The organism is Burkholderia sp. LAS2, assembly GCF_018417615.1.
GTDB lineage: Bacteria > Pseudomonadota > Gammaproteobacteria > Burkholderiales > Burkholderiaceae > Burkholderia > Burkholderia sola.
The window spans coordinates 2,415,131-2,439,282 of sequence record NZ_CP071052.1 but is presented as its reverse complement, the minus strand read 5'-3'; the positions used below and the strand labels follow the sequence as shown (position 1 = coordinate 2,439,282).

The window sequence follows — 24,152 nt, the reverse complement described above, 5'->3', positions numbered from 1 at the left end:
ATGCCGAAATCGAAGCGCCACGAGCCGCAAGCCGAGTCTGAGAAGATCAGTCGTGCCACGCAAGCATCGGTGGGGCGAGTAGGTGCTTCGACGGACGACGAGGACGACGTCGCGGAAAACGAACGCGATCTCGAGGCGCGCGACGCCGACACGGACGGCGGCGACGACGAGCGCGAAGGCCGCCAGGAAGCCGCGCCCGACGTCGACGATTTCCGCACGCTGCTGCAGGCCGAGCTCACGGCCGACACGATCCAGCATTACCTGAACCGCATCAGCGTGAAGCCGCTGCTGACCGTCGAGGAAGAGCAGCGCTATTCTCGTCTGGCGAAGGCCGGCGAATTCGAGGCGCGGCAGGTGATGATCGAGCGCAATCTGCGTCTCGTCGTCAGTATCGCGAAGGGGTACCTGAACCGCGGCGTGCCGCTGCTCGACCTGATCGAGGAAGGCAATCTCGGCCTGATGCACGCGATCGAGAAATTCGACCCGACGCGCGGTTTCCGCTTCTCGACCTACGCGACGTGGTGGATCCGGCAGAGCATCGAGCGGGCGATCATGAACCAGGCCCGCACGGTGCGCCTGCCCGTGCACGTGATCCGCGAACTGAACCAGGTGCTGCGCGCGAAGCGCCATCTCGAAAAGAATTCGATGTCGACGGGCGAGGCGGCCGAGCGCCGCGAAGCCAGCATCGACGACATCGCCTATCTCACCGGCAAGACCGCCGAGGAAGTCACCGATATCCTCGCGCTCAACGAACACACGGCGTCGCTCGACGCGCCGCTCGATCTTGATCCCGCGAGCAGCCTGCTCGACCTGCTGCCCGACGACCAGAGCCAGTCGCCCGACGCCGAAGTGCAGCACCGCGAGCTCGAAACGCTGACGCGCGCGTGGCTGTCGCGGCTGTCCGACAAGCACCGGCATGTGATCGAGCGCCGCTTCGGCCTGAACCACATCGAACCGGCGACGCTCGAGGAGCTCGCCGACGAGATGGGGCTCACGCGCGAGCGCGTGCGGCAGATCCAGCAGGAGGCGCTGGTGCGCCTCAAGCGGTTCTTCGCCTCCAACGGCGTGCGCAAGGACGCCGTTCTGTAACCGATGACCCCAATCCTTGTTTTTGACATCGAGACGATTCCCGATGTCGACGGCATTCGCCGTCTGGAAGACCTGCCCGCGACGCTCGACGATGCGGCGGTGGCCGAACATGCGTTTGCCGCACGCCGCGAGAAGACCGGCGGCGATTTCCTGCCGCATCATCTGCAGCGAATCGCGGCGATCTCGTGCGTGTTTCGCGACAACAACGGTTTTCGCGTGCGCTCGCTCGGGACGCCGCAGGACAACGAAGCGACGTTGATCCAGTCGTTCTACCGCGTGATCGAGAAATACACGCCGCAGCTCGTGTCGTGGAACGGCGGCGGTTTCGATCTGCCGGTCCTCCATTACCGCGCGCTCGTGCACGGCATTCCCGCCACCCGCTACTGGGATCTCGGCGAGGACGACCGCGAATTCAAGTGGAACAACTACATCGCGCGCTATCACTCGCGGCATACCGACCTGATGGACGTGCTCGCGATGTATCAGGCGCGCGCGAACGCGCCGCTCGACGCGCTGGCGAAGCTGTGCGGTTTCCCGGGCAAGCTCGGGATGGACGGCAGCCAGGTATGGCCGGCGTTCCGCGACGGCCGGATCGACGAAATCCGCAACTATTGCGAAACCGACGTCGTCAATACGTACCTGCTGTATTGCCGGTTCCAGTTGATGCGCGGCGGCCTGACGCCGAGCGAGTACGCGGACGAGATCCTGCTCGTGAAGAACGCGCTCGCGCTGGAGCCGGCGCCGCACTGGGCCGAATACCTGGCCGGCTTCGACGCGTAGTGCGGGCAGGCCGCGCCGTAGCCGGCGCGATCAGCCGAGTTCGAGCAGCACCGGCTGGTGATCGGACGCGCGTACGTCGCCGTCGATCTCGCAGCGGATGACGCGCGGCAACAGCGTGTCGGTCACGAACACGAAGTCGCACGCGAGCGGGCCGTCCGACCATTGCACAGTGTCGTAGACGCCAGCGGTCGGCGGCGGCGTACGACCGGGATGCCGTGCGACCCACGCGTCGACGAAACCCGGTGCGTCGGCAATCGGCTCCAGGAAGCGCCGGTACGCATCGGCGCCGAATGCACTGTTGAAATCGCCGCAGACGATCGCACCGCGCGGTTGTCCGGTCGCGCTGAACGGCCCGTCGGCGGTTTCGGCGGGAGCGGGATGGTCAGCATGCGCGCAGGCTTCGCGATGCCGGTCGCGTAGCGCATCGACCTGCGCCAGCCGCTGGCGCGCCGAGTAATACTCCAGATGCGTGGTGACCACGCGCAACCACCCGAGGGGCGTCCGCAACGCGATATCGAGCGCGACGCGCGGCATCGACGGCGCGCCGGCGTCGGCTGGCCACGGCAGCGATTGGCGCAGCACGCGCCCGACCGGCAGCCGCGTCGCGATCGCGTTGCCGAACTGGCGGCGCGGTGCGCCCGGCCGGATGGCCGGCAGATCGGCGCCGATGGCGTCGACGATCGTATAGCCAGGCAGTAGCGCCGCGAGTTCGGCGAACTGGTCCGGCCCTGGCCGGCCGGGCAGTGCGTCGAAGCCGCGTGTGACTTCCTGCACGCACAGCACGTCGAAATCGCTCAACTGCCGGGCGGCGGCGATCGTGCGCGGGAGGTCGACGATGCCGTCCGCATCCCGACCCCATTGGATGTTCCAGTCGATCAATCGCATGGTCGAGTCTCCTTGGCTCGGTGCTGCGAGCAGAACCCGTGCCGCGGTGGGGCCGCGCCACGCATTGCGCGCGGCAGGTCGGCGCGCAACGGGCGCGCGGTTGTCAGCCACTCACGCGCCACGCATCGCGCCACGTGCATCGGCGCTTGCGTGACGAAAGCGCGCGACGGGAGCCTTCGTCGTCTACAATCTCGCCTTCTTCAACGTTTGTCAGGAAAAGCTGGTGTCCGAAGCCGTCCCCACTTCTGCGCGCAAATCGAAAAACGCGCCCGTCGCGCCCGGGCCCGCCCCGGTTCTCGAGATCGAATCGCTCGACATGGAAGCGCGCGGTGTCGGCCGCACGATGACCGAGGACGGTCAGCCGGGCAAGGTGATCTTCGTCGAAGGCGCGCTGCCGGGCGAGCGCGTGACCTATTCGAGCTATCGCCGCAAGCCGAGCTACGAGCAGGCGACGGTTGTCGACATTCTGCGCCCGAGCGTGATGCGCACGCAGCCGAAGTGCGCATTCTTCGGCACCTGCGGCGGCTGCTCGATGCAGCATCTCGACATGCGTGCGCAGGTGGCGGTCAAGCAACGCGTGCTGGAAGACAATCTGTGGCACCTGGCGAAGCTGCGCGCGGAAACGATGTTCGCGCCGATCCACGGCCCGTCGTGGGGCTATCGCTACCGCGCGCGCCTGACTGTGCGCAACGTCGCGAAGAAAGGCGGCGTGCTCGTCGGCTTCCATGAGAAGAAGAGCAGCTACGTCGCCGACATGACGAGCTGCGAAGTGCTGCCGCCGCACGTGTCGGCGATGCTCGTGCCGCTGCGCCGGCTCGTCGAAGGGCTGTCGATTCGCGACCGGATGCCGCAGATCGAACTCGCGGTCGGCTCGGCCGTCACCGCGCTCGTGCTGCGCGTGCTGGAGCCGATCAACGCGGACGACGAAGCGCTGCTGCGCGCGTTCGCGGACGAGCACAACGTGCAGTTCTGGCTGCAGCCGAAGGGGCCGGACACGGTGACGCCGTTCTACCCGCTCGACGTATCGCTCGATTACACGCTGCCGGAATTCGGCATCCGCATGCCGTTCAAGCCGACCGACTTCACGCAGGTCAATCACCAGATCAACCGTGTGCTGGTGGGTCGTGCGCTGCGTCTGCTCGCGCCGTCGCGCGACGATCGCGTGCTCGACCTGTTCTGCGGGATCGGCAACTTCACGCTGCCGCTCGCGCGGCTGTCGCGCGAAGTGATGGGCATCGAGGGCAGCGACACGCTGACCACGCGTGCGCTCGCGAACGCCCGCGAGAACGGTGTCGACGGCCACACGACGTTCGCGTGCCGGAACCTGTTCGAGGTGACGGGCGACGATCTGCGCGCGCTCGGCGCATTCGACAAGTTCCTGATCGACCCGCCGCGCGAAGGCGCGCTCGCGGTGTCGAAGGCGCTGGCCGAGATCGCGCAGAGCGGTGAAGGTCCGCTGCCGAAGCGCATCGTCTACGTGTCGTGCAACCCGTCGACGCTCGCGCGCGATGCGGGGCTGCTCGTGCACGAAGCCGGTTATCGGCTGAAGGGCGCCGGGGTCGTGAACATGTTCCCGAATACGTCGCACGTCGAATCGATCGCGCTGTTCGAGCGCGACTGAGCCGGGCGGCGGACGTAAAAAAACCGGCCCGCGGGCCGGTTTTTCATGGTGCGTGCCGAACGTCAGTTGCGGTTGCCGCCGAAGATGCCGAGCAGCGCGAGCAGGTTCGTGAACACGTTGTACAGGTCGAGGTAGATCGCGAGCGTGGCCGAGATGTAGTTCGTCTCGCCGCCGTTCACGACGCGCTGGACGTCGAACAGCATGTAGGCCGAGAAGATCGCGATCGCGAGCACCGACACGGTGAGCATCAGCGCCGGCAGTTGCAGGAAGATGTTCGCGACCGACGCGAGCAGGATCACGATCACGCCCATGAACAGCCACTTGCCGAGCCCGGAAAAGTCGCGCTTGCTGACGGTGGCGATCGTCGCCATCGTGGCGAAGATGATGCCGGTGCCGCCGAACGCGAGCATGATCAGCGACGGGCCGTTCGAGAAGCCGAGGATGAAGCTCAGCAGCCGCGACAGCATCAGGCCCATGAAGAACGTGAAGCCGAGCAGCACGAACACGCCGGCCGCGCTGTTCTTGGTCCGCTCGATCGCGAACATGAAGCCGAACGCGATCGCGAAGAACGCGAGCAGGCTCATCATCGGGCTCGTGGCCGCGAACAGCGAGAAGCCCGTCGCGACGCCGACCCAGGCGCCCAGCACGGTCGGCACCATCGACAGCGCGAGCAGCCAGTACGTGTTCCGCAGCACGCGGTTGCGAACCTCGGCGGTGCTGACGGAACCGCCGCGGCCGAAATTGTACGGATAGTCGTTCATGGTTTCTCCTAACATTGAACGCGTGGGCGTCCGGGGCCGGTTCGGCGCACGCGATGTGCGGCGCAGCAAACCGGGGCAGCTATGGCTAAGATACGTTCCGTGCCCGGAGGTTTCAATGGCCCGGCGGAACAAAACATACGGATTCTGAACCTTTCATGCGTGTAAGGGTTCAATCGCAATGATACACGGGATCGTGCTACAATAGCGGATTCATTTGAACCTGTAACTTCTTAATTTTTTGGAGTTTTTATGGCAATCGAGCGCACCCTGTCGATCATCAAGCCGGATGCGGTGGCAAAGAACGTGATCGGCCAGATCTACAGCCGTTTCGAAGGCGCCGGCCTGAAGATCGTCGCATCGCGCATGGCGCACCTGTCGCGTGCTGACGCAGAGAAGTTCTACGCAGTTCACGCAGCGCGTCCGTTCTTCAAGGATCTCGTCGATTTCATGATCTCGGGCCCGGTGATGATCCAGGTTCTGGAAGGCGAAGGCGCGATCCTGAAGAACCGCGACCTGATGGGCGCGACGGATCCGAAGAAGGCGGAAAAGGGCACGATCCGCGCCGACTTCGCCGACAGCATCGACGCGAACGCCGTGCACGGCTCGGACGCTGCGGAAACGGCAGCGGTCGAAATCGCGTTCTTCTTCCCGGAAATGAACGTTTACTCGCGTTAAGCCCTGGCTGACAGCAAGTAGGCAGGATTCAGCGCACGCGGCAAGGCAGCACATCATGACGAGCGAAACTTCCGTCAATCTTCTCGACTTCGACGCCGAGGGTCTTGTCGCGTACTGCGGCAGCCTGGGTGAGAAGCCGTTCCGCGCCAAGCAGTTGCAGCGCTGGATCCACCAATACAACGCCGGCGATTTCGACGGCATGACCGATCTCGCGAAGTCCCTGAGGGAAAAACTCAAGGGCCGCGCATCGATCGTGATGCCGGACATCGCCAGCGATCACGTTTCCGCCGACGGCACGCGCAAGTGGCTGATCGACGTCGGAAACGGCAATGCGGTCGAAACCGTGTTCATCCCGGAAGAGACGCGCGGCACGCTGTGCGTGTCGTCGCAGGCCGGGTGTGCGGTGAACTGCCGCTTCTGTTCGACGGGCAAGCAGGGCTTCTCCCGCAACCTGTCGACAGCCGAAATCATCGGCCAGCTCCGGATGGCTGAATTTGCATTGCGAGCGTCGCTGGGCCGGGCGCCCGGACCGAACGGCAAGGCCGAACGGGTCGTCACCAACGTGGTGATGATGGGCATGGGCGAGCCGCTGCTGAATTACAGCGCGGTCGTGCCCGCGATGCGGCTGATGCTCGACGACAACGCATACGGCCTGTCGCGCCGTCGCGTCACGCTGTCGACGTCCGGCGTGGTGCCGATGATGGACCGCCTCGGCGCCGAGTTGCCTGTCGCGCTGGCCGTTTCGCTGCACGCGCCGAACGATGCGCTGCGCGACGAGCTGGTGCCGCTCAACAAGAAGTATCCGCTGCGCGAGCTGATGGCCGCGTGCCAGCGTTATCTGAAAGTCGCGCCGCGCGACTTCATTACATTCGAATACTGCATGCTCGACGGCGTCAACGACACCGAAGCGCATGCGCGCGAACTGCTGGCCGTCACGCGCGACGTGCCGTGCAAGTTCAACCTGATCCCGTTCAATCCGTTTCCGGAATCGGGCCTCATCCGCTCGAAGCCAGAGCAGATCAAGCGCTTCGCGCAGATCCTCATCGATGCGGGTGTCGTCACGACCGTGCGCAAGACGCGCGGCGACGACATCGATGCCGCGTGCGGACAGCTGGCCGGCGCGGTGAAGGATCGCACGCGCCTCGCGGAGCGGACGGGCGCAGCAGGAAAAATCATCGAAGTTCGGGCAGTTTGACGGGGACGCCGAGTCGGGGACGCCGAGTCGGGGACGCCAAGTCGGGGACGCCAAGTTGGGGGCAGTTGGCCGGGGTGCCCGAACCCTTTGGCGGTGCAACACGCGAATAGCGATCGGTCGCGGCGCCTCGGCGCCGCGCATGGTATGAACCGTAGCGGGTGCCGGCCGGCAGGAGCCGGCGGCAGCCGCCAGTGAAGAAGAATCGACGCGAGGACAAGGATGAGTGAGCCGCAGCCGTCTAACGGCGCAGAGACGAATGCCGCGAAGCCGGCACCGGCGGGACTGGAAACGCTGGCCGCGGTCGGCAGCCGCCTGGCGCAGCTTCGGGAGACGAAGGGCTGGTCGGTCGACGACGTGTCGGCGCGACTCAAGGTCGCACCGCAAAAGCTCCGGGCGCTCGAGGCCGGCGACATCAGCCATTTGCCCGGCGTGACGTTCGCGCTCGGTGTCGTGCGCAGCTACGCGAAGATGCTCGGCGTCGATCCGGAACCGTTCGCGCAGGCGCTGCGCCGCGAGCGCGGGGTGCCGGAAGTCGACCTGTCGATGCCGGCGTCGTCGGGCACGGATCTGCCGCGCGGCCGCGTGTCGATTCCGCTCGGCGGTTCGTCGCGCCACCATCCGTGGCTGTGGGGAACGGGGATCGTCATCGTCGCGGTGGTCGCCGTACTGATGTGGCACACTGGCGGCGATTCGTCGGGCCTGCTCGCGCGCTTCAAGGGCGGCGACGCCGGACATGCGTCGGCGGCGAGCGCGGCGGCATCGTCGTCCGCCGAAGAAGCGGCGACGAACGGCGCGTCGACGGCGGTCGCGAATGAGGTTCCGGCCCCGGCCGCTGCATCGGCTGCGCCGGCGCAGACAATCGCATCGGCCGTTCCGGCGCCGGCGACCCCGGTCGCGACGGCGGCTGCGTCGCAGCCCGTTGCGGCAACGGCGGCGGCAAGCACGGCGGCGCCGGCCCAGCCGGCGAGCGTCGTGGTGGCGGCAGGCCAGTCGATGGTCGAACTGAAGGTCAAGCAGGATTGCTGGTTCAGCGTGCGCGACAAGAACGGCAAGGAGCTGTTCTCGGCGCTGGTGCGCGCCGGCGAAACGAAGCAGGTTGCCGGTGACGGGCCGTTCAAGGTCACGATCGGCAACAAGGCCGGCCTCGACGCGGTTGCGTTCGACGGAAAACCGGTCGATCCGGCAAAATATTCGGCAGCGCGGGGTAACGTGGCGCGGTTCACGTTGCCCTGACGTCAAGCGCCGTGGCGAAGGCTTGCCGTCGATACCGGCAGGCCGTGAGGGCACGGCGCTTTTTCAATTCATGCGCCGCGTCGCGGCGCATTCCGCGTAAATGGATCTATCGATGCAATCCGAAGCTCAATCCCCACGCAGCAGTCAGATTTGTTCAACCGAGCCGGTGTTCGGCGGGCATCAGCCGCGCCGCGTATCGCATGCGGTGGATGTCCGCTGGGGCGGGCAACTCGTGACGATCGGCGGCGACGCGCCGGTGCGCGTGCAGTCGATGACGAATACCGATACGGCCGATGCGATCGGCACGGCGATCCAGATCAAGGAACTCGCGAACGCGGGCTCCGAACTGGTACGCATCACGGTCAACACGCCCGAAGCCGCGGCCGCCGTGCCGGCGATTCGCGAGCAGCTCGACCGGATGGGCGTGACCGTGCCGCTCGTCGGCGATTTCCACTACAACGGCCACCTGCTGCTGCGCGACTACCCGGGCTGCGCGGAGTCGCTGTCGAAGTACCGGATCAACCCCGGTAACGTCGGCCAGGGCGCGAAGCGCGACACGCAGTTCGCGCAGATGATCGAGGCCGCGGCGAAGTACGACAAGCCGGTGCGGATCGGCGTGAACTGGGGCAGCCTCGACCAGGACCTGCTCGCGCGCATGATGGACGAGAACGGCGCGCGTGCGCAGCCGTGGGACGCGCAGAGCGTGATGTACGAGGCGCTGATTCAGTCGGCGATCGGCTCGGCGGAACGCGCGGTCGAGCTCGGCCTCGGCCGCGACCGCATCGTGCTGTCGTGCAAGGTCAGCGGCGTGCAGGACCTGATCGCCGTGTATCGCGAACTCGGCCGCCGCTGCGGCTTCGCGCTGCACCTCGGGCTGACCGAGGCCGGCATGGGCTCGAAGGGCATCGTCGCGTCGACGGCGGCGCTTGGCGTGCTGCTGCAGGAAGGGATCGGCGACACGATCCGCATCTCGCTGACGCCGGAACCGGGCGCGTCGCGCACGGGCGAGGTGATCGTCGGCCAGGAAATCCTGCAGACGATGGGCCTGCGCTCGTTCGCGCCGATGGTGATCGCGTGCCCGGGCTGCGGCCGCACGACGAGCACGCTGTTCCAGGAACTCGCGATGCAGATCCAGACGTATCTGCGCGAGCAGATGCCGGCGTGGCGCAAGGAATATCCGGGCGTCGAGAAGATGAACGTCGCGGTGATGGGCTGCATCGTCAACGGCCCGGGCGAATCGAAGCACGCGAACATCGGCATCAGCCTGCCGGGTTCGGGCGAGAACCCGGCCGCGCCCGTCTTCATCGACGGCGAGAAGGTCAAGACGCTGCGCGGCGAGCGGATCGCCGAGGAATTCCAGCAGATCGTCAGCGACTACGTCGCACGCAATTACGGCCGCACCGAGGCCCTGAACTAATTCGTCCACACACACGAACGATGACTGAACAGAAACGCAAGATCGAGAAGCTCACCGGCGTCAAAGGCATGAACGACATCCTTCCGCAGGATGCCGGCCTGTGGGAATTCTTCGAAGCTACCGTGAAATCGCTGCTGCGCGCGTACGGCTACCAGAACATCCGCACGCCGATCGTCGAACACACGCAGCTGTTCACGCGCGGCATCGGCGAAGTCACGGACATCGTCGAGAAGGAGATGTACAGCTTCACCGACGCGCTGAACGGCGAGAACCTGACGATGCGTCCGGAAAACACCGCGGCCGTCGTGCGTGCGTCGATCGAGCACAACATGCTGTACGACGGCCCGAAGCGCCTGTGGTACATCGGCCCGATGTTCCGTCACGAGCGTCCGCAGCGCGGCCGCTATCGCCAGTTCCACCAGGTCGGCGTCGAGGCGCTCGGCTTCGCGGGCCCCGATGCGGATGCCGAGATCATCATGATGTGCCAGCGCCTGTGGGACGACCTCGGCCTGACCGGCATCAAGCTCGAGATCAACTCGCTCGGCCTCGCCGAGGAGCGCGCCGCGCACCGCGTCGAGCTGATCAAGTACCTCGAGCAGTTCGCCGACGTGCTCGACGAGGACGCGAAGCGCCGCCTGTATACGAACCCGCTGCGCGTGCTCGACACGAAGAATCCCGCGCTGCAGGACATCGCGCAGAACGCACCGAAGCTGATCGACTTCCTCGGCGACGAATCGCGCGCGCACTTCGAAGGGCTGCAGCGCCTGCTGCTCGCGAACAACATTCCGTTCAAGATCAATCCGCGTCTCGTGCGCGGCCTCGATTACTACAACCTGACCGTGTTCGAGTGGGTGACCGACAAGCTCGGCGCGCAGGGCACGGTCGCGGCCGGCGGCCGCTACGATCCGCTGATCGAGCAGCTCGGCGGCAAGCCGACCGCCGCGTGCGGCTGGGCGATGGGCATCGAGCGGATCCTCGAACTGCTGAAGGAAGAAGATCTCGCGCCCGAGCAGGAAGGCGTCGACGTGTACGTCGTGCACCAGGGCGAGACCGCGCGCGAACAGGCGTTCATCGCGGCCGAGCGCCTGCGCGACACGGGCCTCGACGTGATCTTCCACTGCAGCGCCGACGGCGCGCCGGCGAGCTTCAAGTCGCAGATGAAGCGGGCCGATGCGAGCGGCGCCGCGTTCGCGGTGATCTTCGGCGAAGAAGAGGTCGCGAACGGCACGGTGGGCGTGAAAGCGTTGCGCGGCGTGGGTGCGGAAGGGGAAAAGAACGTTCAGCAGACCGTACCGGTCGAAAGCTTGACCGAATTCCTAATCAATGCGATGGTTGCATCCGCCGAAGACGGCGACGACTGATCGCGCTGGCATCCGCTCGACAAGAAAAGCCTGAACAGGAAGAAGGAATCGCTCGCCGATGAGTTATCACGACGAACAAGAATCGATTGAAAGTCTCAAGGCGTGGTGGGCCCGCTGGGGTAACCTCACCACGTGGATCGTGCTCGCGGCGCTTGTCGTCGCGGCCGGTTTCAACGGCTGGAACTACTGGCAGCGCCGTCAGGCTGCCGAGGCGTCCGGGCTGTACGAGCAGGTCCAGAAGGCCGCCGCCGCGAACGACAAGGCGACGATGGCCCGCGCGGCCGCTGACATGGAAGACAAGTTCGGCAGCACGCCGTATGCGCAGATGACGGCGCTCGCGGCCGCGAAGACGCTGTACGCGGCCGGCGACGCGGCAGGCGCGAAGGCGCAGCTGCAATGGGCCGTCGATCACGCCAAGGACGACGAGTACAAGCAGATCGCGAAGCTGCGTCTCGCGTCGCTGCTGCTCGACGAGAAGGCGTACGATGCGGGCCTCGCGCTGCTGTCGGGTACGCCGGTCGATGCATTCAAGGGCCTCGTGGCCGATCGTCGCGGCGATCTGCTTGCCGCGCAAGGCAAGACCGACGATGCGCGCGCGGCTTACAAGCTCGCGCTCGACGGCCTGTCGAAGGACGACCAGTCCGCGCGCCAGCTCGTGCAGTTCAAGCTGGACGCGCTCGGCGGCTGAATCCCGGTCCCCTCAACCTCTTAACTCTGCTTCGCTAACCGATGAATTTGCTGAAACGTTACGCTGTGCCCGTTGCCTGCGCGGCGGCTGTCCTCGCTTTGGCGGCTTGCTCGTCGTCGAAGGACGCGCGCCGCGTGCCGACGCCGCTCACCGAGTTCAAGCCCGTCATGGACGTGCAACAGGTCTGGAAGGCGAGCGTCGGCAAGGGCGGACGCTACCTGTTTTCGCCGGTGGCCGTGGGCGACGCCGTCTATGCGGCGGGCGAAAACGGTTCGGTCGAGAAGATCGACGCGAAGACGGGCCAGACGCTGTGGCGTTCGAAGGTCGGTTCCGACCTGTCGGCCGGTGTCGGCAGCGACGGCAACCTGACCGCGGTCGGTGCGCTGAAGGGCGGCGTGTTCGTGCTGGGCCCGGACGGCAAGCAGCTGTGGAAGACCAGCGTGCAGGGCGAGATCTTCTCGCCGCCGCTCGTCGGCAACGGCCTCGTGGTCGTCCGCACGATCGACGGCCAGGTGATCGCGTTCAACGCGCAGACGGGCGAGCAGAAGTGGAACTACCGCAACCGTGCGGTGCCGCTGAACCTGCGCGTGTCGGCCGGCATGACGTTCGCGGGCGACGCGGCCGTGCTCGCGGGCTTCCCGGGCGGCGGTCTGGTCGCGATCAACCTGCAGACGGGCGAGCCGTTCTGGCAGACCCCGGTGTCGTTCCCGAAGGGCGTGACCGAAGTCGAGCGCATCAACGACGTCAGCGGTCCGCCGACGCTCGTGGGCGCGCAAGCCTGCGCGGTGACGTTCCAGGGTCAGCTCGGCTGCTTCGATGCGAACTCGGGCCGGCCGCTGTGGGAAAAGCCGTTCTCGAGCCGCAGCGGCCTCGCGCAGGACGATTCGGTGGTCGCCGGCGGTGACGACTGGTCGGTCGTCACTGCGTACGACGCGGCCACGGGCAACCAGCTCTGGCGCAACGACAAGCTGAAGAGCCGTGACGTCGGCGTGCCGTACCTGCTCGGGCACGCGGTCGTGATGGGCGATTACCAGGGCTTCGTGCACTTCCTGTCGCGCGAAGACGGCAGCTTCATCGCGCGGATGAAGACCGACGGCAGCGCGATCACGGCGGCGCCGGTCCTCGCGGGCAATACGCTCGTCGTGCAGACGAAGGACGGCGGCCTGTACGGGTTCCGCCCGCGCTGACACGCAGGAAACCGGTGCGGCCGTGGCGCGGCGGGCAGGTCCCGTGCGCCGCGGCCGCGCGACTTGAAGGCGGCCGGCGTTCCCGGCCGCTCGGTATTTGAAAGGCAGTTCGAGACGAAAGACGACGGCGCGCAACGCGCGCCAGGCGCGCGCATCCGGCGCGGCGCGAATTCGTGATATTTTCATTCAGCGCAGCCGCCCGCAGCAGCGGGCCTCCCGCTGCTGCGCATCACCGTAGAAAACACAGATGAAACCGGTCATTGCCCTCGTTGGGCGCCCCAATGTGGGGAAATCCACGCTGTTCAACCGGCTCACGCGCTCGCGCGATGCGCTGGTTGCCGACTTGCCGGGCCTCACGCGCGATCGCCATTACGGCGAAGGGCGCGTCGGCGAACGACCGTACCTGGTCGTCGATACCGGCGGCTTCGAGCCCGTCGCGAAGGACGGCATCCTGCACGAAATGGCGCGCCAGACGCGGCAGGCCGTCGAGGAAGCCGACGTCGTCGTGTTCATCGTCGACGGCCGTAACGGACTCGCGCCGCAGGACAAGTCGATCGCCGACTACCTGCGCAAGACCGGCCGGCCGATCTTCCTCGTCGTCAACAAGGCCGAGGGGATGAAGTACACCGCGGTCGCGACGGACTTCTACGAGCTCGGGCTCGGCGACCCGCGCGCGATCTCGGCCGCGCACGGCGACGGCGTGACCGACATGATCAACGAGGCGCTGGAAGTCGCGTATGCTGGCCAGCCCGAGGAAGCGGACGAGGACGATCCGTCGCGCGGCATCAAGATCGCGATTGTCGGCCGCCCGAACGTCGGCAAGTCGACGCTCGTCAACGCGCTGATCGGCGAGGACCGCGTGATCGCGTTCGACATGCCGGGCACGACGCGCGACTCGATCTACGTCGACTTCGAGCGTAACGGCAAGAAATACACGCTGATCGACACGGCCGGCCTGCGACGCCGCGGCAAGGTGTTCGAGGCGATCGAGAAGTTCTCGGTCGTGAAGACGCTGCAGTCGATCTCCGACGCGAACGTCGTCATTCTTCTGCTGGATGCGCAGCAGGACATTTCCGACCAGGACGCGCACATCGCCGGCTTCGTCGTCGAGCAGGGCCGCGCGCTCGTGATCGGCGTCAACAAGTGGGACGGCCTCGACGATCACGCGCGCGACCGTGCGAAAGCGGATTTGACCCGCAAGCTGAAATTCCTCGACTTCGCGAAATCGCACTTCATTTCGGCCGCGAAGAAAACGGGTATCGGCACGCTGATGCGCTCGGTCGACGACGCGTACGCGGCGGCGATGGCGAAGCTGCCGACGCCGAAGCTCACGCGCGCGCTGATCGACGCCGTCGAATTCCAGCAGCCGCGCCGTCGCGGCCCGGTGCGTCCGAAGCTGCGCTATGCGCACCAGGGCGGCCAGAATCCGCCGATCATCGTGATCCACGGCAACGCGCTCGACGCGGTGACGGAAACCTACAAGCGTTACCTCGAAAACCGATTCCGCGAAACTTTCTCGCTGACCGGGACTCCATTGCGCATAGAGTTCCGTTCGTCGAACAACCCGTACGCGGACAAGGGCTGAAGCACGCCGCGCAAGGCATCGGCCGCATGGCCAGTGGCCGGGCGGGGCAGGCAAAATCAGCTATAGTGTAGCGATTGGCGCCGGATCTCTTTTTCTTCGCCGCCAATCCAGATCAACCTGCAAAAAAAGATGGAGTACGCCATGAGCAACAAAGGGCAATTGTTACAAGACCCGTTTTTGAACGCACTGCGCAAAGAGCACGTTCCCGTTTCGATCTACCTCGTCAACGGCATCAAGCTTCAAGGGAACATTGAATCGTTCGACCAGTACGTCGTGTTGCTCCGTAATACGGTGACCCAGATGGTTTACAAGCACGCCATCTCGACGGTCGTGCCGGCGCGCCCGGTGAATTTCCACCCGGACGCGGAAGCCTCGTCCTAACCTATCGCAGCGGCCGGCATCCGGTCGCCGCGAGCGACCGATGCCAGCCGCCTTATCTTGACACCCGATAATTTGATCAACGCAGCGCTCGTCGGCATCGATTTCGGCAAGACCGATTTCGAAGCCAGTCTCGAAGAACTCAGTCTTCTCGCCTCCAGTGCGGGGGCCCGTCCCGCCGTCACCCTCACCGGTCGTCGCGCCAGTCCCGATGCCAAGATGTTCATCGGCAGCGGCAAAGCCGAAGAACTGCGGCTTGCCTGCGACGCGCACAACGTCGAAATCGTCATCTTCAACCACGCGTTGGCGCCCGCCCAGCAACGTAATCTGGAGCAGGCACTTAACAGGCGCGTGGTCGATCGCACGAGCCTCATCCTCGACATCTTCGCGCAGCGCGCCCGCAGCCACGAAGGCAAGCTGCAGGTCGAGCTCGCGCAGCTTCAATACCTGTCGACCCGGCTCATTCGCGCGTGGACCCACCTCGAGCGGCAAAAGGGCGGTATCGGCCTGCGCGGCCCCGGCGAAACCCAGCTCGAAACCGACCGCCGGCTGATCGGCGAACGCATCAAGATGCTGAAGTCGCGGCTCGACCGGCTGCGTCGCCAGCACAGCACGCAGCGCCGGCAGCGCGCGCGCAGCGGCACGATGTCGGTGTCGCTCGTCGGCTATACGAACGCGGGCAAGTCGACGCTGTTCAATGCGCTGACGAAAGCGCAGGCGTACGCGGCCGACCAACTGTTCGCGACGCTCGATACGACGTCGCGGCGAGTGTACCTCGGCGACGAGGTCGGCCAGATCGTCGTGTCCGATACGGTCGGGTTCATTCGTGAGCTGCCTCACCAGCTCGTCGCGGCGTTCCGCGCGACCCTCGAGGAAACGATCCACGCGGATCTGCTGCTGCATGTGGTCGATGCGTCGAGCGCGGTCCGGCTCGAGCAGATCGAGCAGGTCAACGGCGTGCTGCACGAGATCGGCGCGGACACGATCCGCCAGGTGCTGGTGTTCAACAAGATCGACGCCGTGCCCGAGCTGGCGGCCCGCGGCGACGCGGTCGAGCGGGACGAGTATGGTAATATTTCGCGCGTCTTTTTGAGCGCGCGCACCGGTCAGGGTCTCGATACGTTGCGTGCCGCCATCGCCGAAATCGCCTCCGCGGAACATCTCTCCAGCGCGACGTTGTCCGACGCGCTCGATGGCACGTCCGCTGAACCGCACGAAGACCACACGATTTCCGAACACGGGCGCTAACCGGTCCCGGCCGGTTCGCCGGCGTCCAATCTGGTGAACAAACTCTGGTGAACGAATACAACGAGCGGAGTACCTGGCGGCGGATGCGCGCCTTGCTGTCGATCAACGATCCCCGCTGGGGACGCGGCGAAGGCAATGGCAAGGACGGATCCCGCCCCCGCGCGAACGAATCGAAGCGTCCGCAAGGCGGCGACGGCGACGGTCCGCCCGATCTCGACGAGATGTGGCGCAACTTCAACCGGCGCCTGAGCGGCCTGTTCGGCGGCAAGGGCGGCAACGGCTTCCGTCCCGACAACGGCCGGGCCGCCCGGGTCGGCGTCGGCATCGTGATCGGCGTGCTGGTCGCGGTGTATGCGGGCAGCGGGCTGTTCGTCGTGCAGGACGGCCAGACGGGCGTCGTGCTGCAGTTCGGCAAGCTGTCGGGCACGGTCGGCCAGGGCGTGCACTGGCGCGCGCCGTATCCGTTCGCGTCGCATGAGATCGTCGACACGTCGCAGGTCCGCTCGATCGAGATCGGCCGCAACAACGTCGTGCGCCTCGCGAACGTGAAGGAGGCCGCGATGCTGACGCGCGATGCCGATATCGTCGACGTGCGCTTCATCGTCCAGTACCGGATCCGTTCCGCCACCGATTACCTGTTCCGCAGCGTCGATCCCGAGCGCAGCGTGTCGCAGGCCGCGCAGGCCGCGGTGCGTGCGATCGTCGGCACGCGCAGCGCGGCCGACATGCTGAATCAGGATCGCGATGCGCTGCGCGAGCAGCTTTCCACCGCGATCCAGCGCGATCTCGACCGCTACCGGTCAGGGCTCGAGGTGACGGCCGTCACGATGCAGAGCGTCGCGGCGCCCGAGCAGACCCAGGCCGCGTACGCCGAAGTCGCGAAGGCGCGCGACGAGCGCGAGGCCGCGAAGCGCGCCGCGCAGGCGTATGCGAGCGACCTGCTGCCGAAGGCGCAGGGCGATGCGGCGAAGCTCGTCGACGAAGCGAAGGCGTATGCCGATCGCGTGGTCACGGAAGCCGAGGGCGACGCGGACCGCTTCAAGCAGGTCTATGCGCAGTACTCGAAGGCGCCCGCGGTCATCCGCGAGCGGATGTACCTCGAGACGATGCAGGAAATCTATTCGAACGCGACGAAGGTGTTCGTCGGCAACAAGGGCGGCAACAGCGTCGTGTACCTGCCGCTCGACAAGCTCGTCGAGCAGGGGCGGCAAAACGCCGCGGCGTCGACCGGCGCGTCCGCGCCCGATGCGGCGTCGGCACCGGCGGCCACGGCGCCGGCCGCAGCCGCGCCGGCGAGCGCCGCACCGGCCGCCACGGCGTCGGGTGTCGACGTGCTGCGATCGCGTGAAGCGTTTCGCAGCCGGTCGCGTGAAGACGATACGAAGTAACGGGGAGCGCAGAACATGAACCGAATCATTGCGCTCGTCGTCGCAATCGTGATCGTTGCCTTCGCGGCGTCGTCGACGGTCCTCACCGTCGATCCGCGCCATGCGGCCGTGCTGTCGGGGCGCGACGGCGCGCAGCCGGAGCTCGCGGGCCCCGGCGTCCATTTCAAGCTGCCGCCGCCGTTGCAGACGGCCACGCTGATCGACACGCGCGTGCAGTCGCTCGAGTCGTCCGATCCGCTGCAGCTGGCGACCGAGGACAAGCACGACCTGCTCGTCGCGTATGCGGTGAAGTACCGGATCAGCGATCCGATGAAATATTTCACCGCGACGGGCGGCGATCCGGCGGCGGCGGCCGACCGGCTGTCCGGCGCGCTGAAGGGCGCGCTCGGCGACGCATTCGGCAAGCGCGCGCTCGACGACGCCCTCGGCGGTCAGCGCGCGATCGCCGATGCGGCGCGCGATGCGGCGAAGGCGCAAGCGTCCGGTTTCGGCGTCGACGTGGTCGACGTGCAACTGACACGTGTCGACCTGCCGGCTGCGCAGACGGACGCCGTCTATCAGCGGATGATCGGCGCGTTGCGCGATCAGGCGGCCCAGGTGCGTGCGCAAGGCGCGGCCGACGTCGAGCAGATCAAGGCCGACGCCGAACGCGAGCAGCAGGCCGTGCTCGCGAACGCGTACAAGTCCGCGCAGACGATCAAGGGCGAGGGCGATGCGAAGGCCGCGACGATCGCCGCCGACGCGTTCGGCCGCGATCCGCAGTTCTATCAGTTCTACGCGAGCCTGCAGGCGTACCGGAACACGTTCAAGCGCAACGACATCATCGTCGTCGATCCCGACAGCGAGTTCTTCCGCTTCATGCGCAGCCCGACGGGCGGTGCCGCACCGGCGGCGCCTGCTCCCCGCAAACATTGACCTTGGGGCGCCGCGTCGAGCGGCGCCGTCGCTCGCATGGACCTGGCTGGCTCGTTGTTGCTCGCAGTAGCGCTGATGCTGATTATCGAGGGTGCATTCCCCTTCGTGTTTCCGTCCGCATGGCGCGACACGTTTCGTAGAATAGCGGAGCGACCGCCGCATCATATCCGGATCGGCGGGCTGATCGTGATGGTGCTCGGGCTCGTGCTGCTGTTGCTCGCGACCTGACCGGCACCCTGATCCGGACGGCGCATCCGCCGTTCGTTCCGCCCGATTTCGAAGTTCCGATTCAACTCGCGGCGCGCGTGACGCGCGCCGTTTCCCGTCGTAGGACCGTACCGATGTCGACCTGGTTACTTCCCGAGAATATCGCCGACGTACTGCCGTCGGAAGCGCGCAAGATCGAGGAGCTGCGCCGCAGGCTGCTCGACCGCTTCCGTTCGTACGGCTACGAAATGGTGATGCCGCCGCTGCTCGAATATCTCGAGTCGCTGCTGACGAGCGGCGGCGCCGATCTGCGCCTGCGCACCTTCAAGCTGGTCGATCAGCTGTCGGGCCGCACGCTCGGCCTGCGCGCGGACATCACGCCGCAGGTCGCGCGGATCGACGCGCACCTGTTGAACCGTCAGGGCGTGACGCGCCTCTGCTACGCGGGCCACGTGATGCATACGCGTCCGCGCGGTCTGCACGCGACGCGCGAGCAGATCCAGATCGGCGCCGAAATCTACGGGCACGCCGGGCTCGAAGCCGATCTCGAGATCCAGCAACTGATGCTCGATGCGCTGCATCTGGCGGGCCTGTCGCGCATCCGTCTCGACCTCGGTCACGCGGGCGTGCTCGCGGCGCTGCTGGCGCGCGACGCGCAGGCTGCCGAGCGCGGCGAGTCGCTGTACGACGCGCTGTCGGGCAAGGACGTGCCGCTGCTGAACGAACTCACCGACGATCTCGGCGCCGATACGCGCGCCGCGCTGCGCGCGCTGCCGAATCTGTACGGCGACGCGAGCGTGCTCGCCGAGGCGCGCACGCGCCTGCCGGTGCTGCCCGAAATCACGCGGGCGCTCGACGATCTCGCGCAGCTTGCGTCGCAGGCGAAGGGCGTCGAAGTCGCGATCGATCTCGCCGACCTGCGCGGCTACGCGTACCACAGCGGCGCGATGTTCAGCGCCTACGTCGACGGCGTGCCGAACGCGATCGCGCGCGGCGGCCGTTACGACCACGTGGGGCAGGCCTATGGTCGTGCCCGTCCGGCGACCGGCTTCTCGCTGGACCTGCGCGAGCTCGCGCGGATCTCGCCGGTCGAGGCGCGCGGCACCGCGATTCTCGCGCCGTGGGCGCAGGACGACGCGCTGGGCGCGGCCGTCGCGGCGCTGCGCGATGCGGGCGAGGTCGTGATCCAGGCGCTGCCGGGCCATGACCACGTACTCGACGAGTTCGCGTGCGATCGCTCGCTCGTCGAGCGTAACGGCGCATGGGTGGTCGAACCCCGATAAAGAGGTGTTCGCGGGCCGTGCTTCGGCGTGCATATCGTTGAAGCGAAACGGAAAAATTCGGAAACGCCCGCGAACATAGGTAGAATACGTTTTTAACCAGCTAACGAATCAACATGTCTGCCAGCGCAGTGAACGTGACTCCCGGGCGCAATGTCGTCGTCGTGGGAACGCAATGGGGTGATGAAGGCAAGGGCAAGATCGTCGACTGGCTGACGGACCACGCTCAGGGCGTCGTGCGTTTCCAGGGCGGTCACAACGCCGGCCACACCCTCATCATCGGCGGCAAGAAAACGATCTTGCGCCTCATTCCGTCGGGCATCATGCGTGAAGGCGTCGCCTGCTACATCGGCAACGGCGTCGTGCTGTCCCCCGAAGCACTGTTCAAGGAAATCGGCGAGCTTGAAGAAGCCGGCGTGAACGTGCGCGACCGTCTGTTCATCTCCGAAGCCACGACGCTGATCCTGCCGTACCACATCGCGATCGACCAGGCGCGCGAAGCGCGCAAGGGCGCGGGCAAGATCGGCACGACCGGCCGCGGCATCGGCCCCGCGTACGAAGACAAGGTCGGCCGCCGCGCACTGCGCGTGCAGGACCTGTTCGACGCGAAGACGTTCGCCGATCGCCTGCGCGAAAATCTCGATTTCCACAATTTCGTGCTGACCCAGTATCTGGGCGGCGCGGCCGTCGATTTTCAGGCCACGCTCGACACGATGCTCGGCTATGCCGACCGCCTGAAGCCGATGGTGGCCGATGTGTCGCGCCGTCTGTACGACGCGAACAACGCGGGCCAGAACCTGCTGTTCGAAGGCGCGCAAGGCACGCTGCTCGACATCGACCACGGCACCTATCCGTTCGTCACGTCGAGCAACTGCGTCGCGGGTGCGGCGTCGGCCGGCGCGGGCGTCGGTCCGCAGAAGCTCAACTACATCCTCGGCATCACGAAGGCGTATTGCACGCGCGTCGGCTCGGGCCCGTTCCCGAGCGAGCTGTACGATGCGGACAACCCGCAGCGTCAGGACCAGATCGGCGTCACGCTCGCGAACGTCGGCAAGGAATTCGGGTCGGTCACCGGCCGTCCGCGCCGCACCGGCTGGCTCGATGCGGCTGCGCTGCGTCGCTCGATCCAGATCAACGGCGTGTCGGGCCTGTGCATGACGAAGCTCGACGTGCTCGACGGCCTCGACGAAGTGAAGCTGTGCGTCGGCTACCGGGTCGACGGCAAGGACGTGGACATCCTGCCGCGCGGCGCGGTTGACGTCGCGCGTTGCGAGCCGGTGTACGAGACGTTCCCCGGCTGGAAGGAAAGCACCGTCGGGATCAATACGTGGGACGCGCTCCCGGCGAATGCGCAGGCCTACCTCGCCCGCGTCCAGGAAGTGGCTGGCGTGCCGGTCGACATGGTGTCGACGGGCCCGGACCGCGACGAAACGATCCTGCTCCGCCATCCGTTCAAGGTGTAATTGCCAGATGACGCAGCAAATCACGATGACGGCGGCAGACTTGATGACCGATCCGCGCAACGACGACAAGAATCTGTGGGTAGGCTGGGACGAGTATCACCGTCTGATCGAGCTGCTCGCGCTCCAGGTGCATGCGTCGGGCTGGAAGTTCGACCAGATCCTGTGCCTCGCGCGCGGCGGCCTGCGCGTCGGCGACCAGCTGTCGCGTATCTATGACGTGCCGCTCGCGATCCTCGCGACGAGCTCGTACCGGGAAGCGGCCGGCACCGAGCAGGGCGAGCTCGACATCGCGCAGTACATCACGATGACGCGCGGCCATCTCGCGGGCAACGTGCTGCTGGTCGACGATCTCGTCGATTCGGGCGTCACGCTCGCGCGCGTGCAGGAGCACCTGAAGGAGCGCTATCCGGCGGTCACGGCCGTGCGTTCGGCTGTGCTCTGGTACAAGGGTTGCTCGAAGGTCAAGCCGGACTATCACACGCAGTTCCTGCCGACGAATCCGTGGATTCATCAGCCGTTCGAGGAGTGGGACACGGTGCGTCCGCACAACCTCGAGGCGTGGATCAAGCGCGGTCGCGCGCAGCGCGACGGTTCGGGCGCGTAAGCGGCCGGCCGATCGAAGGAAAGCCTTGTACGGCGCCGCTTGCGGCGCCGTTTTTTCGTTGGCGCGCGCGGTGCGTCACGCGGTGCGCGTTGCGTACCCGATAGGCAGGCGGCGCGGCCCCGGCTATGATGGCAGCCCTGCCACAGCTCGCGCCGGATTGCATGCGCAGCGTGGATCGCGTGGTTCCACGGCAACACGGCAGGGCGGTGTTTCACGGGGGCGCGAGTAGAATAGCGCTCGTTTTGTCCGACCCGGACCCGATTATTACGCTTCATATGAACGACACGACTCACGCGACCGACGCCGCACACGCGCCGCATTCGACGCAACAACACTCGATGCGGGCGCTAGCGATAGCAGCCATCGGCGTCGTGTTCGGCGACATCGGCACCAGCCCGTTGTATTCGCTCAAGGAGGCGTTCAGCCCCGCGCACGGCATCCCGCTGACCGAAGGGTCGATTCTCGGCGTGATCTCGCTGCTGTTCTGGGCGATCGTGCTGGTGGTCGGCGTCAAGTACCTGCTATTCGTGATGCGGGCGGACAACAACGGCGAAGGTGGCGTGCTCGCGCTGATGGCGCTGTCGCTGCGGCCGCTCGATTCCAAAACCCGGGTCGCGGGCGCGCTGATGGCGCTCGGGATATTCGGCGCGTGCATGTTCTACGGGGACGCGGTGATCACGCCGGCGATCTCGGTGATGTCGGCCGTCGAAGGTCTGGAGATCGCGACGCCGCACCTGTCCCATCTCGTGCTGCCGATCACGATCGTGATCCTGATCGCGCTGTTCTGGATCCAGCGGCACGGCACCGCGCTGGTCGGCAAGCTGTTCGGCCCGATCATGGTGCTGTGGTTCGTCGTGATCGCGGCGCTCGGCGTGTACCACATCGTGCGCGTGCCGGGCATCATCGCGGCAATCAACCCGTATTACGCGGCGTCGTTCATGGCCGACCACCTGCTGCAGGCGTACGTCGTGCTCGGCTCGGTCGTGCTGGTGCTGACCGGCGCGGAAGCGCTCTACGCGGACATGGGGCACTTCGGCGCAAAGCCGATCCGGTACGCCGCGTACGGGCTCGTGATGCCGTCGCTCGTGCTGAACTACTTCGGCCAGGGCGCGCTGCTGATCCAGAATCCGAAGGCGATCGAAAACCCGTTCTTCCTGCTGGCGCCCGAATGGGGGCTGCTGCCGCTCGTCGTGCTGTCGACGGTCGCGACCGTGATCGCGTCGCAAGCGGTGATCTCGGGCGCGTATTCGCTGACGTCGCAGGCGATCCAGCTCGGCTACGTGCCGCGCATGAAGGTACTGCATACGTCCGAGCTCGCGATCGGCCAGATCTACGTGCCGGTCGTGAACTGGCTGCTGCTGGCCGTGATCCTCTGTATCGTCGTCGGCTTCAAGAGCTCCGACAACCTCGCGGCCGCGTACGGCATCGCGGTGACGGCGACGATGGTGATCACGACCGTGCTCGCGTGCGTCGTGATGGTCAAGGTGTGGAACTGGAACCGGCTGCTGGTCGGTGCGATCATCACCGTGTTCCTCGCGATCGACCTCGGCTTTTTCGGCGCGAACCTGCTGAAGGTCGCGCAGGGCGGCTGGCTGCCGCTCGGCATCGGCGCCTTGCTGTTCTTCCTGTTGATGACCTGGTACAAGGGGCGTCACATCGTCAAGGAACGCACGGCGGCCGACGGTATCCCGCTCGAGCCGTTCCTGCAGGGGCTGCTCGCGCATCCGCCGCACCGCGTGTCGGGCACCGCGATCTACCTGACCGGCAACGACAAGCTCGTGCCCGTCAGCCTGCTGCACAACCTGAAGCACAACAAGGTGCTGCACGAGCGGACCATTTTCCTGACGTTCGTCACGCGCGACATTCCGTACGTGCGCGACGACAAGCGCCTGAGTTCGCGCGATGCGAGCGGCGGGCTGTACATCGTCAAGGCCGAGTACGGCTTCAACGAGACGCCGGACGTGAAGGCCGTGCTCGAGGAATTCGGCCGCACGCACGACATGACGTTCGAACTGATGGACACGTCGTTCTTCCTCGCGCGCGAAACGGTGGTGCCGACGCATCTGCCGGGGATGTCGATCTGGCGCGAGCGCGTGTTCGCGTGGATGCATCAGAACGCGGCGAAGCCGACCGACTTCTTCTCGATTCCGGCGAACCGCGTCGTCGAGCTCGGCACCAAGATCGAGATCTGA

Annotated in this window: 22 protein-coding genes; 20 read left to right on the top strand and 2 right to left on the bottom strand. The window is 66.3% G+C overall.

Features of this window, described 5'->3' with window-relative positions; genetic code table 11:
• Together rpoS and JYG37_RS11240 are read left to right on the top strand one after the other, a co-directional pair.
• Complete coding sequence (rpoS, locus tag JYG37_RS11245; protein ID WP_050013199.1) at positions 1 to 1,089, top strand: RNA polymerase sigma factor RpoS; 1,089 nt, start codon at positions 1 to 3, stop codon at positions 1,087 to 1,089.
• Positions 1,090 to 1,092: 3 nt separating this feature from the next.
• Complete coding sequence (locus tag JYG37_RS11240; RefSeq protein WP_050013198.1) at positions 1,093 to 1,869, top strand: 3'-5' exonuclease; 777 nt, start codon at positions 1,093 to 1,095, stop codon at positions 1,867 to 1,869.
• Between the two features lie 30 nt (positions 1,870 to 1,899).
• On the opposite strand, the gene JYG37_RS11235 is transcribed toward JYG37_RS11240, so the two are convergent.
• Positions 1,900 to 2,754: an endonuclease/exonuclease/phosphatase family protein gene (locus tag JYG37_RS11235; protein ID WP_124630761.1), complete on the bottom strand. Its 855-nt coding sequence runs from the start codon at positions 2,752 to 2,754 to the stop codon at positions 1,900 to 1,902.
• 220 nt (positions 2,755 to 2,974) lie between these two features.
• On the opposite strand from JYG37_RS11235, the gene rlmD reads away from it, so the two are divergent.
• Complete coding sequence (rlmD, locus tag JYG37_RS11230) at positions 2,975 to 4,375, top strand: 23S rRNA (uracil(1939)-C(5))-methyltransferase RlmD (RefSeq protein WP_373452491.1); 1,401 nt, start codon at positions 2,975 to 2,977, stop codon at positions 4,373 to 4,375.
• A gap of 62 nt (positions 4,376 to 4,437) precedes the next feature.
• Here the strand turns inward: rlmD and JYG37_RS11225 are convergent, their stop codons facing one another.
• The gene (locus JYG37_RS11225; RefSeq protein WP_006484459.1) at positions 4,438 to 5,136 is read right to left on the bottom strand and encodes a Bax inhibitor-1/YccA family protein; all 699 of its coding nucleotides are present in this window, start codon (positions 5,134 to 5,136) and stop codon (positions 4,438 to 4,440) included.
• Positions 5,137 to 5,385: 249 nt separating this feature from the next.
• Here JYG37_RS11225 and ndk point away from each other — a divergent pair, with 249 nt between their 5' ends.
• The 17 genes from ndk to JYG37_RS11140 all read left to right on the top strand — a co-directional run bounded on the left by ndk (position 5,386) and on the right by JYG37_RS11140 (position 24,152).
• Positions 5,386 to 5,811: a nucleoside-diphosphate kinase gene (gene ndk, locus JYG37_RS11220; protein ID WP_006478674.1), complete on the top strand. Its 426-nt coding sequence runs from the start codon at positions 5,386 to 5,388 to the stop codon at positions 5,809 to 5,811.
• Positions 5,812 to 5,866: 55 nt separating this feature from the next.
• Positions 5,867 to 7,006, top strand: a complete 1,140-nt coding sequence (gene rlmN / locus JYG37_RS11215) for a dual-specificity RNA methyltransferase RlmN (protein WP_050013195.1) — start codon at positions 5,867 to 5,869, stop codon at positions 7,004 to 7,006.
• Between the two features lie 219 nt (positions 7,007 to 7,225).
• Positions 7,226 to 8,239: a helix-turn-helix domain-containing protein gene (locus JYG37_RS11210; protein ID WP_213345411.1), complete on the top strand. Its 1,014-nt coding sequence runs from the start codon at positions 7,226 to 7,228 to the stop codon at positions 8,237 to 8,239.
• A gap of 112 nt (positions 8,240 to 8,351) precedes the next feature.
• Positions 8,352 to 9,656 carry a flavodoxin-dependent (E)-4-hydroxy-3-methylbut-2-enyl-diphosphate synthase gene (gene ispG, locus JYG37_RS11205; protein WP_027806072.1) on the top strand — a complete coding sequence of 435 codons (1,305 nt, stop codon included), beginning with the start codon at positions 8,352 to 8,354 and terminating at the stop codon, positions 9,654 to 9,656.
• A 20-nt stretch (positions 9,657 to 9,676) separates the two neighbouring features.
• Positions 9,677 to 11,017, top strand: a complete 1,341-nt coding sequence (gene hisS, locus JYG37_RS11200) for a histidine--tRNA ligase (protein WP_089488490.1) — start codon at positions 9,677 to 9,679, stop codon at positions 11,015 to 11,017.
• 58 nt (positions 11,018 to 11,075) lie between these two features.
• Positions 11,076 to 11,705 carry a tetratricopeptide repeat protein gene (locus JYG37_RS11195; RefSeq protein WP_006478678.1) on the top strand — a complete coding sequence of 210 codons (630 nt, stop codon included), beginning with the start codon at positions 11,076 to 11,078 and terminating at the stop codon, positions 11,703 to 11,705.
• A 41-nt stretch (positions 11,706 to 11,746) separates the two neighbouring features.
• Entirely contained in the window at positions 11,747 to 12,892 is a 1,146-nt protein-coding gene (gene bamB / locus JYG37_RS11190; RefSeq protein ID WP_050013192.1) for an outer membrane protein assembly factor BamB, read from the top strand.
• 247 nt (positions 12,893 to 13,139) lie between these two features.
• Complete coding sequence (gene der, locus JYG37_RS11185) at positions 13,140 to 14,477, top strand: ribosome biogenesis GTPase Der (protein WP_050013191.1); 1,338 nt, start codon at positions 13,140 to 13,142, stop codon at positions 14,475 to 14,477.
• A 141-nt stretch (positions 14,478 to 14,618) separates the two neighbouring features.
• Positions 14,619 to 14,858, top strand: coding sequence for an RNA chaperone Hfq (gene hfq, locus JYG37_RS11180; protein WP_006399927.1), 240 nt, complete (start codon positions 14,619 to 14,621; stop codon positions 14,856 to 14,858).
• Between the two features lie 72 nt (positions 14,859 to 14,930).
• Entirely contained in the window at positions 14,931 to 16,103 is a 1,173-nt protein-coding gene (hflX, locus tag JYG37_RS11175) for a GTPase HflX (RefSeq protein WP_175975584.1), read from the top strand.
• A 47-nt stretch (positions 16,104 to 16,150) separates the two neighbouring features.
• Entirely contained in the window at positions 16,151 to 17,491 is a 1,341-nt protein-coding gene (gene hflK / locus JYG37_RS11170; protein WP_213345409.1) for an FtsH protease activity modulator HflK, read from the top strand.
• A 15-nt stretch (positions 17,492 to 17,506) separates the two neighbouring features.
• Complete coding sequence (gene hflC / locus JYG37_RS11165; protein WP_050013188.1) at positions 17,507 to 18,406, top strand: protease modulator HflC; 900 nt, start codon at positions 17,507 to 17,509, stop codon at positions 18,404 to 18,406.
• Positions 18,407 to 18,442: 36 nt separating this feature from the next.
• Positions 18,443 to 18,634 carry a DUF2065 domain-containing protein gene (locus JYG37_RS11160; protein ID WP_012328623.1) on the top strand — a complete coding sequence of 64 codons (192 nt, stop codon included), beginning with the start codon at positions 18,443 to 18,445 and terminating at the stop codon, positions 18,632 to 18,634.
• A gap of 113 nt (positions 18,635 to 18,747) precedes the next feature.
• Positions 18,748 to 19,896 carry an ATP phosphoribosyltransferase regulatory subunit gene (locus JYG37_RS11155; RefSeq protein ID WP_069620837.1) on the top strand — a complete coding sequence of 383 codons (1,149 nt, stop codon included), beginning with the start codon at positions 18,748 to 18,750 and terminating at the stop codon, positions 19,894 to 19,896.
• A 113-nt stretch (positions 19,897 to 20,009) separates the two neighbouring features.
• The gene (locus tag JYG37_RS11150; protein ID WP_050013186.1) at positions 20,010 to 21,356 is read left to right on the top strand and encodes an adenylosuccinate synthase; all 1,347 of its coding nucleotides are present in this window, start codon (positions 20,010 to 20,012) and stop codon (positions 21,354 to 21,356) included.
• Between the two features lie 7 nt (positions 21,357 to 21,363).
• Positions 21,364 to 21,960, top strand: a complete 597-nt coding sequence (locus tag JYG37_RS11145; RefSeq protein ID WP_006478688.1) for a phosphoribosyltransferase — start codon at positions 21,364 to 21,366, stop codon at positions 21,958 to 21,960.
• A 275-nt stretch (positions 21,961 to 22,235) separates the two neighbouring features.
• Positions 22,236 to 24,152, top strand: a complete 1,917-nt coding sequence (locus JYG37_RS11140; RefSeq protein WP_050013185.1) for a potassium transporter Kup — start codon at positions 22,236 to 22,238, stop codon at positions 24,150 to 24,152.

Coding starts and splice junctions, on each gene's coding strand:
- rpoS (WP_050013199.1), top strand. CDS start 1: ATGCCGAAATCGAAGCGCCACGAGCCGCAAGCCGAGTCTGAGAAGATC.
- JYG37_RS11240 (WP_050013198.1), top strand. CDS start 1,093: ATGACCCCAATCCTTGTTTTTGACATCGAGACGATTCCCGATGTCGAC.
- JYG37_RS11235 (WP_124630761.1), bottom strand. CDS start 2,754: ATGCGATTGATCGACTGGAACATCCAATGGGGTCGGGATGCGGACGGC.
- JYG37_RS11225 (WP_006484459.1), bottom strand. CDS start 5,136: ATGAACGACTATCCGTACAATTTCGGCCGCGGCGGTTCCGTCAGCACC.
- ndk (WP_006478674.1), top strand. CDS start 5,386: ATGGCAATCGAGCGCACCCTGTCGATCATCAAGCCGGATGCGGTGGCA.
- rlmN (WP_050013195.1), top strand. CDS start 5,867: ATGACGAGCGAAACTTCCGTCAATCTTCTCGACTTCGACGCCGAGGGT.
- JYG37_RS11210 (WP_213345411.1), top strand. CDS start 7,226: ATGAGTGAGCCGCAGCCGTCTAACGGCGCAGAGACGAATGCCGCGAAG.
- ispG (WP_027806072.1), top strand. CDS start 8,352: ATGCAATCCGAAGCTCAATCCCCACGCAGCAGTCAGATTTGTTCAACC.
- hisS (WP_089488490.1), top strand. CDS start 9,677: ATGACTGAACAGAAACGCAAGATCGAGAAGCTCACCGGCGTCAAAGGC.
- JYG37_RS11195 (WP_006478678.1), top strand. CDS start 11,076: ATGAGTTATCACGACGAACAAGAATCGATTGAAAGTCTCAAGGCGTGG.
- bamB (WP_050013192.1), top strand. CDS start 11,747: ATGAATTTGCTGAAACGTTACGCTGTGCCCGTTGCCTGCGCGGCGGCT.
- der (WP_050013191.1), top strand. CDS start 13,140: ATGAAACCGGTCATTGCCCTCGTTGGGCGCCCCAATGTGGGGAAATCC.
- hfq (WP_006399927.1), top strand. CDS start 14,619: ATGAGCAACAAAGGGCAATTGTTACAAGACCCGTTTTTGAACGCACTG.
- hflC (WP_050013188.1), top strand. CDS start 17,507: ATGAACCGAATCATTGCGCTCGTCGTCGCAATCGTGATCGTTGCCTTC.
- JYG37_RS11160 (WP_012328623.1), top strand. CDS start 18,443: ATGGACCTGGCTGGCTCGTTGTTGCTCGCAGTAGCGCTGATGCTGATT.
- JYG37_RS11155 (WP_069620837.1), top strand. CDS start 18,748: ATGTCGACCTGGTTACTTCCCGAGAATATCGCCGACGTACTGCCGTCG.
- JYG37_RS11150 (WP_050013186.1), top strand. CDS start 20,010: ATGTCTGCCAGCGCAGTGAACGTGACTCCCGGGCGCAATGTCGTCGTC.
- JYG37_RS11145 (WP_006478688.1), top strand. CDS start 21,364: ATGACGCAGCAAATCACGATGACGGCGGCAGACTTGATGACCGATCCG.
- JYG37_RS11140 (WP_050013185.1), top strand. CDS start 22,236: ATGAACGACACGACTCACGCGACCGACGCCGCACACGCGCCGCATTCG.